This window comes from Spirosoma aureum (genome assembly GCF_011604685.1).
GTDB classification, from domain to species: domain Bacteria; phylum Bacteroidota; class Bacteroidia; order Cytophagales; family Spirosomataceae; genus Spirosoma; species Spirosoma aureum.
In genome coordinates this window covers 7,228,755-7,245,097 of record NZ_CP050063.1, presented here as the reverse complement: position 1 = coordinate 7,245,097, position 16,343 = coordinate 7,228,755, and the positions used below count along the sequence as shown (strand labels likewise).

General features: G+C 49.8%; 18 protein-coding genes. 15 read left to right on the top strand and 3 right to left on the bottom strand.

Annotation, left to right across the window (positions count from 1 at the left end; translation table 11 throughout):
- The first annotated feature begins 12 nt into the window (after positions 1–12).
- From G8759_RS28860 to G8759_RS28835, 7 genes are all read left to right on the top strand, one after another.
- Positions 13–1,695 (top strand): RagB/SusD family nutrient uptake outer membrane protein, encoded by a 1,683-nt coding sequence (locus tag G8759_RS28860; protein WP_167216210.1) that lies wholly within the window; start codon positions 13–15, stop codon positions 1,693–1,695.
- Positions 1,696–2,112: 417 nt separating this feature from the next.
- A complete protein-coding gene (ccsA, locus tag G8759_RS28855) occupies positions 2,113–2,808 on the top strand; it encodes a cytochrome c biogenesis protein CcsA (RefSeq protein WP_167216208.1) in 696 nt (231 codons plus the stop codon).
- Positions 2,809–2,838: 30 nt separating this feature from the next.
- Positions 2,839–2,985 (top strand): CcmD family protein, encoded by a 147-nt coding sequence (locus G8759_RS36480; RefSeq protein WP_232073981.1) that lies wholly within the window; start codon positions 2,839–2,841, stop codon positions 2,983–2,985.
- Between the two features lie 142 nt (positions 2,986–3,127).
- Positions 3,128–5,080 (top strand): CocE/NonD family hydrolase, encoded by a 1,953-nt coding sequence (locus G8759_RS28850; RefSeq protein WP_167216197.1) that lies wholly within the window; start codon positions 3,128–3,130, stop codon positions 5,078–5,080.
- Positions 5,081–5,305: 225 nt separating this feature from the next.
- The gene (locus tag G8759_RS28845) at positions 5,306–5,587 is read left to right on the top strand and encodes a DUF427 domain-containing protein (protein ID WP_167216196.1); all 282 of its coding nucleotides are present in this window, start codon (positions 5,306–5,308) and stop codon (positions 5,585–5,587) included.
- Positions 5,584–6,297, top strand: coding sequence for an ABC transporter ATP-binding protein (locus tag G8759_RS28840; RefSeq protein WP_167216194.1), 714 nt, complete (start codon positions 5,584–5,586; stop codon positions 6,295–6,297). Before G8759_RS28845 ends, G8759_RS28840 begins: the two co-directional genes overlap by 4 nt.
- A gap of 47 nt (positions 6,298–6,344) precedes the next feature.
- A complete protein-coding gene (locus tag G8759_RS28835) occupies positions 6,345–7,904 on the top strand; it encodes an ABC transporter permease/substrate-binding protein (RefSeq protein ID WP_167216192.1) in 1,560 nt (519 codons plus the stop codon).
- A 151-nt stretch (positions 7,905–8,055) separates the two neighbouring features.
- Here the strand turns inward: G8759_RS28835 and G8759_RS28830 are convergent, their stop codons facing one another.
- The 3 genes from G8759_RS28830 to G8759_RS28820 form a co-directional block, all read right to left on the bottom strand.
- Positions 8,056–8,691, bottom strand: coding sequence for a DNA-3-methyladenine glycosylase (locus G8759_RS28830; protein WP_167216182.1), 636 nt, complete (start codon positions 8,689–8,691; stop codon positions 8,056–8,058).
- 187 nt (positions 8,692–8,878) lie between these two features.
- Complete coding sequence (locus G8759_RS28825) at positions 8,879–9,565, bottom strand: DUF2306 domain-containing protein (RefSeq protein ID WP_167216179.1); 687 nt, start codon at positions 9,563–9,565, stop codon at positions 8,879–8,881.
- A 131-nt stretch (positions 9,566–9,696) separates the two neighbouring features.
- Entirely contained in the window at positions 9,697–9,921 is a 225-nt protein-coding gene (locus G8759_RS28820) for a hypothetical protein (protein ID WP_167216177.1), read from the bottom strand.
- A 302-nt stretch (positions 9,922–10,223) separates the two neighbouring features.
- On the opposite strand from G8759_RS28820, the gene G8759_RS28815 reads away from it, so the two are divergent.
- The 8 genes from G8759_RS28815 (at position 10,224) to G8759_RS28780 (ending at position 16,303) form a co-directional block, all read left to right on the top strand.
- Complete coding sequence (locus G8759_RS28815; protein ID WP_162386631.1) at positions 10,224–10,475, top strand: helix-turn-helix domain-containing protein; 252 nt, start codon at positions 10,224–10,226, stop codon at positions 10,473–10,475.
- 52 nt (positions 10,476–10,527) lie between these two features.
- Complete coding sequence (locus G8759_RS28810) at positions 10,528–11,208, top strand: tetratricopeptide repeat protein (protein ID WP_167216175.1); 681 nt, start codon at positions 10,528–10,530, stop codon at positions 11,206–11,208.
- 92 nt (positions 11,209–11,300) lie between these two features.
- Positions 11,301–12,047 (top strand): 3-oxoacyl-ACP reductase family protein, encoded by a 747-nt coding sequence (locus G8759_RS28805; RefSeq protein ID WP_167216173.1) that lies wholly within the window; start codon positions 11,301–11,303, stop codon positions 12,045–12,047.
- A 45-nt stretch (positions 12,048–12,092) separates the two neighbouring features.
- Positions 12,093–13,310 carry a beta-ketoacyl-[acyl-carrier-protein] synthase family protein gene (locus G8759_RS28800; RefSeq protein ID WP_167216171.1) on the top strand — a complete coding sequence of 406 codons (1,218 nt, stop codon included), beginning with the start codon at positions 12,093–12,095 and terminating at the stop codon, positions 13,308–13,310.
- Positions 13,311–13,336: 26 nt separating this feature from the next.
- Entirely contained in the window at positions 13,337–13,828 is a 492-nt protein-coding gene (locus G8759_RS28795; RefSeq protein WP_167216169.1) for a 3-hydroxyacyl-ACP dehydratase FabZ family protein, read from the top strand.
- Positions 13,829–13,842: 14 nt separating this feature from the next.
- Positions 13,843–15,087 (top strand): beta-ketoacyl synthase N-terminal-like domain-containing protein, encoded by a 1,245-nt coding sequence (locus G8759_RS28790; protein WP_167216167.1) that lies wholly within the window; start codon positions 13,843–13,845, stop codon positions 15,085–15,087.
- A gap of 20 nt (positions 15,088–15,107) precedes the next feature.
- Complete coding sequence (locus G8759_RS28785) at positions 15,108–15,482, top strand: hypothetical protein (RefSeq protein ID WP_167216165.1); 375 nt, start codon at positions 15,108–15,110, stop codon at positions 15,480–15,482.
- Complete coding sequence (locus tag G8759_RS28780; RefSeq protein WP_167216163.1) at positions 15,473–16,303, top strand: lysophospholipid acyltransferase family protein; 831 nt, start codon at positions 15,473–15,475, stop codon at positions 16,301–16,303. The genes G8759_RS28785 and G8759_RS28780 overlap by 10 nt, the downstream gene beginning before the upstream one ends.
- Positions 16,304–16,343 lie beyond the last annotated feature (40 nt).

The following is a 16,343-nucleotide window of genomic DNA, read 5'->3' as shown; positions in this document are numbered from 1 at the left end:
CTTCTCTTCAAGATGAAACTTATTAAAAAACATAGCTTTCTTTATACGATTTGTTTCACGGCAATTTTGCTTGGAACGGTTTCCTGCAAAGAACAATTGGATGTTGGCAATCCTAACTCGCCGACCGTAACCGCCAATGTGAACACCGAAACGGGTCTTATCTCGCTGGCTCAGGGCGGGGTGTATATCAATGGCTTTCTGAATGGGGATAACTGGCTGGGAAACAGTCACTTTTCACTACCCTGGGGGTATAACGAATTAATGGCCGATGTGCTGGGTGCTGATGCGTCTAACAATCAGATTACAACAATTGGTGTGCCTGATTACATAATTCTGGATGATGGGACAAAACTAACAAACAAGTCCCCGTCGATAGGCATTATCCGGTCGTACAATAACCGTGCATCAACGGGTGCGGGCAATAATGCTATTTACTACCAGTGGCTAAACATGTATGCGATGAATAATGCCTGCAATAACGTGTTGAGTCTGGTCGACGGTGTAAAGTTCACGGGCGATGCAGCGACAAAGGCTAATACGGTTAAAGCCTGGTGTTACTGGTGGAAGGGATATGCCTACGCGTCGATTGGATCGATGTATTATTCGGGTCTTATTATTGATGATGCCAGTGCTACGAACAACAAATATGTGCTGCATGATGAGTTGATCAAACAGTCGAATAATTACCTTACGATGGCCGCTACTACGTTGGGCAGCATTACCAGTCAGACTGATTATCAGGCTGTTTTGGGTCAGCTGATTCCTGCTTTTACGCAGGTGGGCAATGGCGGGGTTCTTACCGTAGAGATGTGGAAACGGAATATCAATACCATGCTGGCCCGGAATATTCTGCTGAATAAACTGGCCCCCTTTGTCAACGGGAACCCAAACGCTACAATCGCCAAGTCTTCTACAACGGCAATGACGGCCGCCGACTGGAACAGTGTATTAACACTGGTGACAAACGGTATTCAGAAAGGCGATTACGTTTTTACAGGAAGAAGTACGGCTTCCAATTATTTCTTTTCGGCTTCGGGTGGAACGGTTACGTCCTTAACGACGGGTGTAAATACGGCCACAACGTTTAAAATCAGTGAACGGTTTATTCAGAACTTTGGGGCTGGAGACAAACGACTGGCCAATAATTTTAACACGGCTACCACCTATAAAAACAACTATACATTTACCACTCGGTATAGCATAACGGATGGTGGTAACGGTATGCCCGGAGTGTACATGTACGGCAGTAAATCGGTTGGCGAATATGAACTCTTTATTGCTGGTAGCTACGAAGAAAACGCGTTAATGCTGGCTGAAGCGAACATCCGCCTGGGTAATATCGAAGCGGGTCTGGCTTCGATCGATGCCGTACGGAATTACATGGGGGCTGGCGTTCCGGCGGTTGCCGGTACTAAACTGACGTTAGCAGGTGCACTTACCGAACTGACAAAAGAAAGACGGGTAGCCCTTATCGGCCGGGGACTGTCATTCTACGATAGTCGGCGATGGGGATGGATCTATGATATCGCCAATGGTGGAGGAAGTTATGGAAATACGGTTGTGACTACAGCTGGTGTCGTCAACAAGAACGTTACGATCAACTATAACTTTCTGGATTACTGGGATGTACCTGCCGATGAATCGGTATTAAACCCATCGACAGGTAGTGTAGCCACCAAAAACCCTAATTTTTAATTTCCTGACGAAGGCTTAAACTAAAAATGGACTGCTATGGCAGTCCATTTTTAGTTTAAAGTATGTGAGATTCAAGCCGTACAGTTGTTGTGATGACTACTCACTTTGATCAGGCTTTGCGGGTAATGGTGAAACTCATGTACTACCTTCGTTGAATAAACTTCCAGGTGTGACTGCTCGAATGCTCTTTTCATAAGCTTCCTGATCGATATGGGTTGAAATTCAGCCATCAATGGGGCCAACGGTAGACATTAGTCGAAAAAGACTTTTTCGTTGGGATTGGATGCTGGCTTTTTTTGCGCAGAACCCGAATCCGCGATAATCGCTAATCAACAGTTTCTACATCGGAGCTGGCAACAACCCTTTACACAACTCGCTATCTATCTTCAACCCTTATTTACCAGAACCTGTCGACGCATGCTTAAACAGTGGTGGAAAGCCTTAACCGTATTTATTTTGGCGTATGTCTTTGTTGCGGGCCTGATCAATCCTGTCCCTAAATTGCCTATTCTACACGAGGCCATCCGCAATACATTCTTTCATCCGCCCCTTTGGATTGCGATGATGGCCATGCTACTTTCATCCGCCATCTTTTCGATTCGCTATCTAAGAAAAGGTAAACCTGATGATGATTTAATCGCGGTAGAGCTGGCTAATACCGCACTTCTTTTTGGCATCTTAGGCTGTATTACCGGGTCGGTATGGGCTTATTTTGCCTGGGGCGATCTGTGGCCAAATGACCCAAAAACCAATGGAGTCGCTGTTGGTATGTTGATGTATCTGGCCTATTTTGTCTTACGCCGATCATTTGATGACGAAATGCGTCGAGCCCGAATTTCGTCGGTTTATAACATCTTTGCCTTTGCCATTTTTATTCCTCTTATTCTCATTCTGCCCCGATTTACCGATTCACTACACCCCGGTAACGGCGGTAATCCTGGATTTAATCAATACGATTCGGACAATTCGATAAAAATGATAATCAGACCCGCCTTTGTGGGATTTACCTTATTGGGATTTTGGATTACCCAGCTTCGGGTCAGATTGCGTCGGTTAGAAATCGATTTAGACGAGCAGGAAGAATCAACGAAATCAGCCAGTACGCACGCCTAAGATCAAAACCATACTTTTAAAAAATTGAAAATGAATCAGTTGACGGAAATTCTTAGGGCGGATGGTAAAATCTGGGTCGTTGTCGTTGTCATTGGGGTGGTTTTGTCAGGCTGGCTCTACTATCTGCTTGGAATAGGAAACCGGGTTCATAAAATTAAACGTAGAGTCAGAACGTAGCTTTTTCTATGATAAGATGATAGGCCTGTTGGACGCTCGCTATGACCAAACGCCCATCTGCAACGGTCGTTTTGGGTGGAAAACAATACCGATCAGACCATTATCTTTACAGTAGTTTCGTTTTTTTAACTCCATCAGCTCCATGAAGAAGTGGCTATACTGCCTGCTTATCCCTGCCTTGTCTTCATTGGTCAGGGCGCAAACAACCCCTGCCGCTAATCACGTTCGCGACAATTACCAGAAAGTTGAGTACAAAATTCCCATGCGCGACGGAACAAAGCTGCATACAACGGTCTATGTTCCTAAGGATGCTTCGCCAACGAATAAATACCCATTTATGATGCAGCGGACGTGCTACAGTGTAGCGCCCTATGGACCCGACACTTACCCGAATCAGGTAGGGCCATCGGGAACCCTGATGCGTGACAAATACATTTTTGTGTACCAGGATGTGCGTGGACGCTGGGCTTCGGAGGGGACCTGGACCAACATGACGCCGACTGTAACCGACCAGCAACCAGCGGTTGAGGCCAATGCAAAGAAGAAAGGAAAAGCGCCCGCCCGTCAGTCGGCGCTGGCGGTTGACGAAAGCTCAGACACCTATGATACGATAGACTGGTTGCTTAAAAACGTGGCTAATAACAACGGACGCGTTGGGCAATGGGGCATTAGTTACCCTGGTTTCTATACCATTGCCGGGGCTGTTGCGGCTCACCCTGCCCTGAAAGCTTCGTCGCCCCAGGCCCCCGTATCGGACTTTTTCTTCGACGATTTTCACCACAATGGTGCGTTTATTCAGGCGTATCTGTTCACCTATCCGGTGTTTGGTATTCAGCACCCACAACCAACAACAGAAGCCTGGTATAACAATGCGTTTATTCAAACAGGCAGCAACGATGGTTTTCAATGGCAATACGATCTTGGCCCGTTGAAAAATGTGGATAAATATTACAAGGATAATTTCTACTGGCAGGAGACCGTTGAGCACCCAAACTACGACGAGTTCTGGCAGAAACGCAGCATTATTCCACACCTCAAAAACGTAAAACACGCCCTGATGACCGTAGGCGGCTGGTTCGATGCCGAAGATTTGTACGGGCCACTGAACATCTACAAGACGGTTGAGAAAAACAATCCCGGCACCTACAATACGCTGGTAATGGGACCATTTGGGCATGGTCGATGGTCGCGGGAAACAGGTCATACACTGCACAGCAATATCTATTTTGGCGATAGCATCGCAACGTTCTATCAGCGGAATATCGAAGCCAAATTCTTCAATCATTTTCTGAAGGGGACAGGCGATGGTAAAACCGGTTTGCCTGAAGCGTACTTGTTCAATACGGGCCGCAATGAGTGGAAAACGTTCGACAAATGGCCTGCTGCCGATGCCCAAACGAAACAATATTACCTGATGTCGGGCGGTCAGCTGGCCACGAATCGGGTTATGGGTTCTACAGATGCGGGCAACGGTTCGACGCTCCGGTTCGCGGAATTTATCAGTGATCCCATAAAGCCCGTTCCGTATACCGAAGACATCACAACGACGCAGGGTTTCACACCCTTCAACTACATGTCGGAAGATCAGCGGTTTGCCAGTCGACGGCCCGACGTACTGACCTTTCAGACGGATGTTTTAACCGAAGACCTGACCCTTGGTGGTGAAATAACTGCCAAACTGAAGGTCAGCACGACCGGCACCGATGCCGACTGGGTAGTGAAACTGATAGATGTTTATCCGCCCAATGAACCGAACCATCCGTATATGCCGAACAAAAATATTACGCTTGGCAACTACCAGCAGATGGTACGTTCAGAAGCCATGCGTGGCCGGTTTCGTAACTCGTTCGAGAAACCTGAACCATTCAAGTCGGGCGAAGTTACTGATGTGACATTCCGTTTGCAGGATGTGCTCCATACCTTCAAAAAAGGCCATCGGATGATGATCCAGGTGCAAAGTACCTGGTTTCCGCTCATCGATCGTAATCCCCAGAAATATGTAGAAAACATCTTTAAAGCGAACGCCGACGATTTTCAGAAGGCCACACACCGGGTCTATGACAACTCGATCATTGAGGTACAGGTATTGAAATAAACACAAATCGTTGGGTGTTACGGTTATAGGCCTTTCGCTTCGAGCCGTGCCACGGTTGCCATATCTCATCCTCAAACCGTGGCACGGCTCGAAGCGAAAGGCCTGAATTATCTAGTTTATAGAAAAGTACGGGCAGTAAATGCCCAGGAACAGGGTTGTTGCCGAAATGCATGACACGGTTTTGGTAATAACCCTGAAGGATTCAACGCTATAACTTCACCACGAATGAAAGCAATCTGGAACGATAAAATCATTGCTGAAAGCGACGATACGGTCGTTGTTGAAAATAATCATTACTTCCCGAAAGGTTCGGTCAATACTGACTTTTTGCTGGATAGTTCAACGCACACCACCTGTCCCTGGAAAGGGCTGGCGTCCTATTATTCGCTGACTGTAGACGGTAAAAACAATACGGATGCGGTTTGGTATTACCCCGATCCGAAACCGGCCGCCAGCCAGATTAAAGACCGGGTGGCATTCTGGAAAGGCGTTCGGGTGGTTGAATGATCGATATAAAAAATCTGACGAAACAGTTTGGATCACATCCGGCGGTTAATGATGTATCACTATCCATTGGACGGGGCGAAAATCTGATTTTACTGGGTACAAGTGGTTGCGGGAAAACGACTACCCTAAAAATGATTAACCGACTGATCGAACCCACAAAGGGCTCGATCAGTGTCGATGGCGTGGATGTGCGGCAACAACCCGGCCCTGAACTCCGTCGACGCATTGGTTATGTCATTCAGGACGGTGGCCTGTTTCCGCATTACACCGTTGCCGAGGCCATTGCTACGGTGCCTAAACTGCTCGGCTGGAATCTGGCTGCAACGCAGCAGCGAGTACGCGAACTGATCGACAAACTTCAATTGCCCGCATCCTTGTTGACCCGGTATCCGGCTGAATTAAGTGGCGGACAGCGACAGCGTGTCGGTTTAGCGCGGGCTCTGGCCGCCCGCCCACCCGTCGTGCTGATGGATGAGCCATTTGGCGCATTGGACCCCTTTACACGAAAGCACGTTCGGCGCGAGCTATTTGGGCTGAATGAGTTACAGGAAACCACTGTCGTTTTGGTTACGCACGACGTACGTGAAGCCCTCGAACTGGCCGATCGCATTGCGCTCATGGATAAAGGGCGCATTGTACAACTTGGAACGCCCGGTGAATTGCTGAACCATCCGGCTACTGATTTCGTCCGTGATTTTATGGAAATATAGACGAAGCCTGCTTTTATCAGGCTGGAACGCCAATCCGGTGCCAACTAATGACCGACTTCTTTGCTTTTATTCGTGACCATGCCGATAAACTGCTGGAGCAAACCCTGACGCATATTGGGCTAACCTTTGTCTCGCTACTGGTTGCCTTGCTCATTGGGGTGCCGTTGGGTATTGTGATTGCCCGTCGGCCGAAGCTGGCAGGTAGTGTATTAGGTATAGCCGGTGTGTTGCAGACCATCCCAAGCGTTGCCCTGCTGGGATTTCTGATTCCATTGCTGGGTATCGGTGTTGGCCCTGCTCTGGTTGCCCTGTTTCTATATGCTCTTCTGCCGATTATTCGGAATACTTATGTAGGCATTATTGAAGTCAATCCATCGGTAAAGGAAGCAGCGCGGGGCGTAGGAATGACCGATAAGCAGGTGCTGAGGAAGGTAGAATTGCCGTTAGCATTGCCCGTTATTTTTGCGGGCGTTCGTACGGCAACCGTGATCAACGTGGGCGTAGCTACGCTGGCTGCTTATGTTGCTGCGGGTGGACTGGGCGAATTTATTTTTAGCGGTATCGCCCTCAGTAACGTCAATATGATGCTGGCGGGTGCCATTCCTGCCGCGCTGCTGGCGGTAGGCTTTGATTCAGGGTTGGCCCGATTACAGCGATTATCAGGGGAGAAACTGCGGGTAGGAACACTAATTTTTCTGATACTGGTTCCTTTCCTGTCGGCGTTTTACCTGGTGCCTGGTCGGCAGGATAAACTGGTTGCTGGTTTTGCGCATGAGTTTTATGGTCGGGCCGATGGCTATCCTGGTCTGACGAAAACATATGGCCTGAACGTGCGCCCCCGGCTGATAGACCAGAACCTGATGTATGAAGCAATTCATCGAAAACAGGTAGACATCATCAGCGGTTACTCGACGGATGGACGGATCAAAGCCTATGATCTGCTCGTGCTCGAGGATAATCATCATGCTTTCCCGCCCTACGATGCGGCTCCAGTTGTGCGGCAAACTACGCTGAATCGCTACCCGGATCTTGGTCCAACGCTTGATCTGTTGACCGGGAAATTGACCGACTCGGTTATGACCGCCCTGAATTATCAGGCCGACTACAAAAAACAGTCACCAGAAGCCATAGCGCGTCAGTTTTTGAAACAAACGGGTTTGGATAAAATGCCTGAATCGGCAGATCGGACAGAGACGATCGTCATGGGATCAAAAGTGTTTACGGAACAATACATTTTGGCTGAGATTTACCGGCAGCTAATTGAAGGACATACGCGGCTTCGTGTTGCGACGCGCACGGGTCTGGGAGGAACACAAATCTGCTTCGACGCCCTACGAACGGGTGCCATTGATTTTTATCCTGAATATACCGGTACGGGTTTGCTGGTTATTCTGCAACCATCGGCCACGCGTCTGAAATCGTTGCCCATGAAGCCGGATTCTGTTTATCAGTTCGTTCAACAGCAGTTTCGTGAGAAATATCAGCTGAATTGGTTAAAACCGCTGGGTTTCAACAATAGCTATTGCCTGATGATGCGTCGCGAGCAGGCTCAGCAGCTGGGTATTCGGTCGATTGAGGATTTGGTGAAATTTCTGGATAAAAAGTAAAGCGGTATCCCTTCGACGAACTGATCGGCCGTTAGTGTAAACTATAGCCTGATCCATACGCCAGGTTGGTTTTTATGTCAATAGATCCCAATCCAGCATCTTTCTGGCAAAAAAATCGCTGGAACCGCCTGTTGCGGCTAGCTGGCTAAGCTCACTTTTTACTGATATACCGATTCCCGCTTACATAAAACCGATACGGCAAATCGGCCCCGCGAGTGAGGCCAATGCGGGTTGTTGTTACCATATCGAAATCATGAAATACCGGTCCGCGAATAAACAGTTCGCCCGTTGTTAGCGAGTAGGAGTTATGCTTCTGCCGATCAATACCCATCGCGATTGTCAGCTTTCCGGGGCCGTTGCAAAGATTACGCTGACCGTTAGCACTTGAGGAGTCTATGGTATTATTTCGGTATCGTTCAAAACCCGTTTTAAACGCGTCATTGCGCCGAAGTCCCATCAGTTCAATGCCTTCGGTAGGTTCTAATGCTCGAATAAGCACCGCTTCGCCAACTCCCACTGGCCCGGTAACGACGTTTATGCAATTGTAGTGATTGTAGATCTGATAGACATACAACGTTCCGGCCGGACCAAACATGGCCGCATTGCGTGTTGTTTGCCGTCGATAAGCATGGCAGGCCGGGTCGTCGGTAAGGTAAGCTTCTGTTTCAACGATAACCCCTGCGGTTATGCCTTCGGGGTTCTCATGCACAAGCTCGCAACCAAGCAGAAGCTGGGCGAGCCTAAGTGTATCGTGGGATTGATAAAAATCCAGGGGCAACTTTTCCAATACTGCTGCGTCGGTTATGTCAATGGTTTTATGCTGTCCCTGACCGTTTTATGGCCAGAAAATCGCTGGTCGGACACTAAAGCTGATAATGCCGAACTAACTGATTATTGTAGGTCATTCACGTCGAGCCGTGCCACGGTTGACCATATCTCATCCTCAAACCGTGGCACGGCTCGACGTGAATGGCCTATATTGATTGCATAACCACTGGTTTCACTTTCTGTTCATTTCTTGTCCGGAGTTGGCGAACTACCCGAACAATCAGCGGGGCTCCAACCAGAGTAGGGGTTAGCCAGACGGCTATGGGCGGTAAAAAATGTACATTGACGACCAGAAACGCCGTCAGAGTAGCGATATAGCCTGCCGACATGCCAATAATGTGCGAATAAAGCCAGTATGCTTTATCGTCGGGCGGGGTTCGAAAACGATCAATTGTCTGCTTCACGCGAATCAGGGCAATACCACCGAACACAATGCCAACAGCGCCAAAATAATAACCATTGATTACCTGCCAGATACCCCAGCTTAACAGCACAACCGCCGTAATGCCCGCTCCGATCTGGATAGCCCAATCCAATCGAACTACCCGGCCATCTATGGATAAACGTTTCCAGCGAAGGGCGCGATAGCCAGAAAGGACCAGATAAAAACTAAAAAAGGCAACCATAAACAGAAAGGTCAAATCTTTCAGGTAAGCGACAACAACCGCCGTTACAAAAACACCCGCCATACTGTACGTGTAATAGCGGCCTGCCCGACGGTGTAATGGTCCACCCTTTTTCGTAAGCATAGCCACAGGACCGGCTAGCAGGGCGACTGTACCCGCTGTAGCGTGTACAATGATGAATAGCTTGATAAATAAGGCAAGAGACATGGCTTTGCGGGCTTTAAGGCTTTAGGTTGAATGACTAGACAAACCTAGAATGATCCGCTTCCCGCTACAATAATGGGTGGTTATAAACTATGCGATACGGTTATAATTTACCCCGGCTTACTACAGAAAGATCACCTGATCGACAAACTGAATGAGCCGGTTACCTGAATTGGTAAATCCAGCGTGAATTTGACCCAGTCAGGCGAGTAATCCATCTTCTCCTCATTGCCAGCTGCCTGCTCATTAGTAATGTCACAATCCAAGCCACTTTGATTGGTCAGTAAATGCTCAATGGTCAGTTGCTGCTTCAGTTCTGACTGATTTTGTAGGATATATTCAGGGGAAAAGGGCAACACCGGCTCATGGCTACATTTTTTGCCTTGTAATCACCCAAAAGTCTTAAGAACAGGGCCATGTTAGCTCTTCTTTTCGAAAACTATCTCAGTCAACTGCTCGGCAAATGGCCTGAAACGGGATGCCAAACCTGTAGGAACGGCAAAAATTTCGTTTTGACGCCCAACTGCCGGATTACATTCGACAAGCTGGCTTTTTCATTGGTCGATAGATAGTGGGCATCGGTCGAAATAAGTTGAAATGCCCCCCTCTGATGCCCCACATTTGTATTGTTCAAACGAAAAAACAAACCAAATCATACACCATGAGCGCCATTGCCATCAAACTCCGCAAACTCCGTGAAATCTACGGCTACCCACAAGAGTACGTTGCCTATCAGATGGGCATAAGCCAGGCAGCCTACAGTAAAAAAGAAAATGGTAAAACTGAATTGTCGCTAACAGTGCTGGAACAATTAGCCAGCCTATATCAGATTTCAATGCTCGATCTGATTGCACTTAGTCTGTCAGACCTGCTCATTATGGCGGTTCAGAAAACCACCAACGCCAGCTCTTAATCTGTCAGTAACGACTCTTGTCAATTATTCACTTATAACCGATCAATTTCCAATGAAAACCAAACAACACATCGGCTCGCTAATGGCCGCTACGCTACTTACCGGCTCAATGGCCATGGCTCAAACGACCGATCAGTACAAAACCGCCATGACTGGGCTGATAACCCGGATGGATACAACCCAAAGCGTAGATGGCAACCTACAAACGGCCAATGCTTTCTCCCGCGTTGCCAACGCCGAAAAAGACAAGTGGTTGCCTTATTACTACAGTGCACTCTGCACGGTTACAGCGGCCTTCAGTGAGCCAAGCATTGAAAAAATAGATCCGCTCTGTCAACAGGCTACACAATTGCTCGATGAGGCCGACCGTATTTCACCCAACAATTCGGAAGTGTATTGTGTCAAAGCCATGATCGTATTGGCCGGAATCAAAGTAAACATGATGCAGCGGGGCATGCAGGGAATCATGAAGGCACAGGCCAATCTTGAAAAAGCCGTTCAACTGGATGCCGAAAACCCCCGCGCATATTATTTAATGGGTCAGCAGTCCTATAACACACCTGAGAAATTTGGCGGTAGCAAGAAAGAAGCACTTGCATTTTTTGAAAAAGCGGTTGAACTGGCCGAAAAACAGAAGGACCGTGCCAATACGATCGACGTGAACTGGGGACGCAAACCAGCCGAACGTCAGGCCGCTAACTGCCGGAAACTTCTTCAGCTTGCAGCTAAGTAATACCCCTTCGACTACTTGTTACGCTTGCCCGAAACGGGCTGTAAACCGATAAAAATACTAATCTTTCCCAAATCCTTTTTCCTTTCTGTTTCATGAAAAAATCTATTGTTCTGGTCACCGGCGGCTCGCGCGGGATTGGCCGCTCTATATGCCTGGCGCTCGCTGAGCGTGGTTGCACCGTTCTCTTCACCTACCTCAGCAATGACGTGAAAGCTGGCGAACTTATCACTGAGATTAATCAGATCGGAACGGGTGGGGCCTATGCCTACCGCTGCGACATGAGCAGCTTGCCCGATGTGCTGGCTTTAGCAAAACGTATACGACAGGACGTTAGCTATCTGGACGCTATTGTCAACAATGCGGGTATCGTTGGTGATGGAAAACCCTTCCTGTTTGCTACCGACGAACACTGGTGGGATGTGATTCGGACGAACGTGGGCAGCGTGACAAATACCTGCCGGGTTCTGCTACCCATGATGATTGCCCGCAAAGCGGGTCGGATTATCAACATCACCTCATTGTCGGGTCAGAAAGGCAACGCAGGCCAGTCGGCTTACTCGGCCTCGAAAGCAGCAGTGGTAACATTTTCCCGGTCGTTAGCCAAAGAAGTAGGGCGGTTCGGCATTACGGTGAACTGCATTTCGCCGGGACTTATCGATACCGATATGACCCGCGACATCAGCAACGAATACGTGGCCAATCGCCTGGTGTGGTCTCCGCTGAAACGCAAAGGTGGCGCTGATGAAGTGGCTAATCTGGTAACCTACATGCTCTGCGATGCGCCCAGTTACATTATCGGTCAGGAACTCACCATCGACGGTGGACTGGGTGTATCCTGAGGTACATCGATCTGATCACTTCATTTTTCCTAAACCCTTACTTTTATGGAACGAGTTGTTGTTACTGGCATTGGCGTATGCTGCTCTATTGGCCAGACAAAAGATGAATTCAAGGATAGTGTCTACAACGGGAGGCTGGGGCTCAAACCCATCGATGCGAAACGCTTCCCAACAGATAGTGCGTGCTATGCCAACAAGCAGGCTTGTGTACTCGACCAGGACCTGTATGCCGATATTGAAGCGTCTGATGAAACCGTGCTAACCTACCTGGGTAATCGCGTTATTGCCGAAGCACTGAATGACGCGAGTCTGGTGCCACAGGAGTTGAATCCTCACCGGGCGGGGCTGTTTGTAGCCACCACAATCGGCGGTTCGTATGCGTTCATGGACTTCACCAAAAAGCGAATCCAGGAAGGTATTGAGGTTGCGGATTATGAACTGCTCTTCAAGGCATCGACCCCCAACATAACGGGCTCCTTTATGCGGGCCTTGGGCTGGCGAGGGCCATCATCGACCATATCAACGGCCTGTGCCGCAGGTACGAACTCAATTGGCCGGGGATTTGATTTTGTGGCTGGAGGTCGGGTAGATGTAGCCGTTGCCGGTGGAATCGACATTTTTACCGAACTGAGTTTTGCAGGGTTCAACTCGCTTCAATCGTTGTCGAAGTCCATTTGTCAGCCTTTCGATAAGAACCGGGACGGCCTGACACTGGGTGATGCGAGCGCCTTTGTCGTGCTCGAAAGCCTGACCCATGCTCAGGAGCGGGGTGCCCGTATCTACTGCGAGCTAAAAGGGTATTCGGCCAATAATGAAGCGCACCATCCAACGGCCCCTACACCCGATGGCAGCACGGCGTTCCTGACCATGAAGCAGGCACTTCAGCATGGCAACATGACCGCCGACGAATTGGATTATATCAATGCACATGGTACGGCAACCGGCGTCAACGACAGCATGGAACTGAACGGTATCGGCCGATTGATGAATGACCGGCCCGTGTATATCAGTTCAACCAAGTCAATGATCGGTCATACGCTGGGAGCGGCCGGGAGCATCGAATTCATCACAACGGCGCTGGGGATCTACCATAGTTTCGTGCCCCCTTCCTGCAACGTTCAAACCACAATGGTCGCCGATGAAGGGCCAATCCGGCTCGTACAGAACCGCGCCATTGACCAGCCAATACGAGCTGCGCTGTCTAATTCCTTTGGCTTTGGCGGCTGTATGGCCTCCATCGCGCTCCGACGCTTCGATAACTGATTACGTACGCCAAGACCCTTTTCCTCATGACTTCAGTAACGCTATTTAATCAGATACAGGTCGATCAGATTCGTCCGCAGGATCTGCTGCCACATCGCCCACCCATGCTGCTCATCGATCGGGTGATCGAGTATTTGCCCGGTGTGTCGGTGCAGGCCGAAACGTTCATAAAGCCCGATACGATGTTTTTTCAGGGGCATTTTCCGGGCGAGCCTATTCTGCCTGGGGTAGTGCTGGTCGAAATGATGTTTCAGGCCTGCGGGATTTTCGGCCGGCTCGAAGCGCTTAACGTCGTGGATGTGAGTTCGATACAAAAAGACTATCGACCCCGTTCCGGGCGGGCGATCAAAATCGATAACATGACGTTCAACAAGCCTGTATTGCCTAATGATACCGTACGCATTCGGGCGGTGTTCGACCACCGGATGCTCAATTTCTCGGTCTTCAAAGCGCGCGTCGACATCGAAGGTCGTGGGCTGGCCGCCAAGGGAATCGTTACGGTACTCATCAACGCTTAACTCCAACCCCGATCATGAAAACCAAACCATCTGTAGTGCTGACCGGGGGCGGAGTCCTGTCCGGTCTGGGTGTTGGCCTGGAGCCATTCTGGGAGGCTCTTCGCCGGAATGAGTCGGCTGTCACGGTGAAAGATACCTGGAATGTTCCCGATCTGGCCACCAATGAAGCCATTTTCTACGCACCCTGCGCTGATTTTACACTGACCGATCACGTCGGTAATTTACGCCCCCCGTTTCCGCTTCGCTATTCGCAACTGGCTATGGTCGGCTGTCGCCTGGCCATCGACAATGCCGGGCTGGATCTGACCGGACTCGTACCTGAGCAACTAGGATTGATCCTGGATACTACGCTCAGCGCCAATGCCGCAGCCGAAGCCTTTTTGTACAAACTCTATACCGACGGCCCGTCGAAGGTAAGCCCCTTCGTATTCACCAAAACAACCACCAACTGTGCTCTCGGCGACGTAGCCCGTGCCTTTAAACTCAAAGGACCAAGCTCGATCCTGCTCGGCGAAAACAGTGTTTGCTATGGGTATGATCTCATTCGGGATGGCAAAGCAGATGTGGTCATCTGTGGTGGTTTCGACGAAATCAGGGAGACTACGCTGCTGGCGAACCTGTACCGGGGCTACCTGCCTTCTGTAACCGACTCGTCGGGCCAGCGCCGGACGTTTGCCGAGAGTCTCCATGATGAACAGGGAGTTATCGTCTACGGCGAAGGGGCTGCGTTTGCGGTACTCGAATCGGCCGAACACGCTCAACGTCGGCAGGCTGCGGTACTGGCCGAAATCGTAAATTACCAGGTGTCGGGCGATACGTCCTACCGGGATTTTATCTACGAACGCAGTGCCGACGACCTGCTCGATCACCTGACCGAATTCTGCCAATACAGCCAGATTGACCCATCGGGCGTCGATTTGTTCGTGGGTGGGGGAGGATTGCCCTGGCATATTCGCGATTACGAAACGCCCGCTATTCAGGATCTCTGGGCCGATAGCACACTACCCGCTTACGCCAATATCAAAGGGCAAACGGGCGAAACTTTCAGTGCTTCGCCGATAATGTCATTGCTGGCCGGAGCCTTGTGTCTGCGCGACAATGTGGTTATTGGAACAGGCTACGAACCGGCGCAGGTTGGATTGCCTACTGCGGCTCCAAAACTCACAACCCATCGGGTTTTTGGCGCTGGCGCAACGGCCTTTGTTCATTCGCTGCATGTGGGCGGTAATGCCGTGACACTGGCAATTCGTAAACCCTAAATCGTCCCTTTGTTATGACCATGCAATCGTCTTTTTGGGAAACCTACGGCACCGCGTTTCGGCAGACCTACGAACGGGCTTATCAGGAGGTAAGCGAACGCGAAAAGCAGAAGAAAAAAGCACACCAGCAAAAAGATCTGCATTTTCTGCGGGCCAATCTGAGCCATTTCTGCCCCGATGTTCCCGCCGAGCGACATGAAGCGATCTACTTCCGACTACTGACGAATCACTGGCTGAGCGCTCGCAGTTTTCGCTACGTCGATTTTGGTTCGCTGGCTCACATGGGTATAAACGGTGATACCGATTTTCTGAAGCCGACCGATTCACCCCGACCGTCGCGCATCTTCTGCACGTATCACCTGGGGGCTATCGGGCCGTGCTGGCCATGCTGCTGAACGCGGGTTACCCGCTCACGCTGGTGATCGATAACCGCACGCTGAAAAGCCAGAAGGACTACATCGAAAACATTTCGGCTCAGCTGAATCAATACAACCAGGCGTCGGCTTCAATCGACATGCTGGATGCCGAAAGTCCGGCCATTGGCCGGCAGATGGCCGGGGCTTTGCATAAAGGCCGATCTATTCTGATTTTTCTGGATGGCAATACGGGCGTTGGGGGCATTTATCAGCGTAATAACCGGCAGCTGCGGGTTTCATTCCTGAACAAGACCATCGTGTCTCGGAGCGGAATTGCTACGCTGGCCCATGCGACCCGAACGCCTATCATTCCGATTATCTCGTATTACAAAACGGTGGATGGTGTCGAGATTCCGTACTATGACTGCCTGCCTGCCATAGCGCCTAAAGCTATTCCGGCCGAGGTGTTTGTACGCGAAACGACCCAGCAACTGTATGATCTGCTGGCCGACTATGTCCGGCGGTATGTCGATCAGTGGGAAAGCTGGTTTTACTTTCACAAATTCCTTGATTTTGATGCCCTGACGGCTACGTCGTCGGACGAAGAACCTGTTGTGGATGCTCCAGTTACGGCCTTCCGATTCAACGAAGAACGGTACAGTCTTTTCAAAATAGACCAGACCGGCTACCTCTTCGACCGACAGACCTATCAGGCCTTTCCGCTGACCGACGATGCGTTTGACTGGTTGCATCAATTGGAACAGTCCAGCGATTCAACCTCCGTCGAGGGTGATTCAGCATCAGATGGTACGTTTATCGATCACTGGTGGAGCCAGGGCGTGCTGCAATCGGCCGAATAAAGCCTAACTCAATCGTACCCATATCCTCTCATCGCTCATG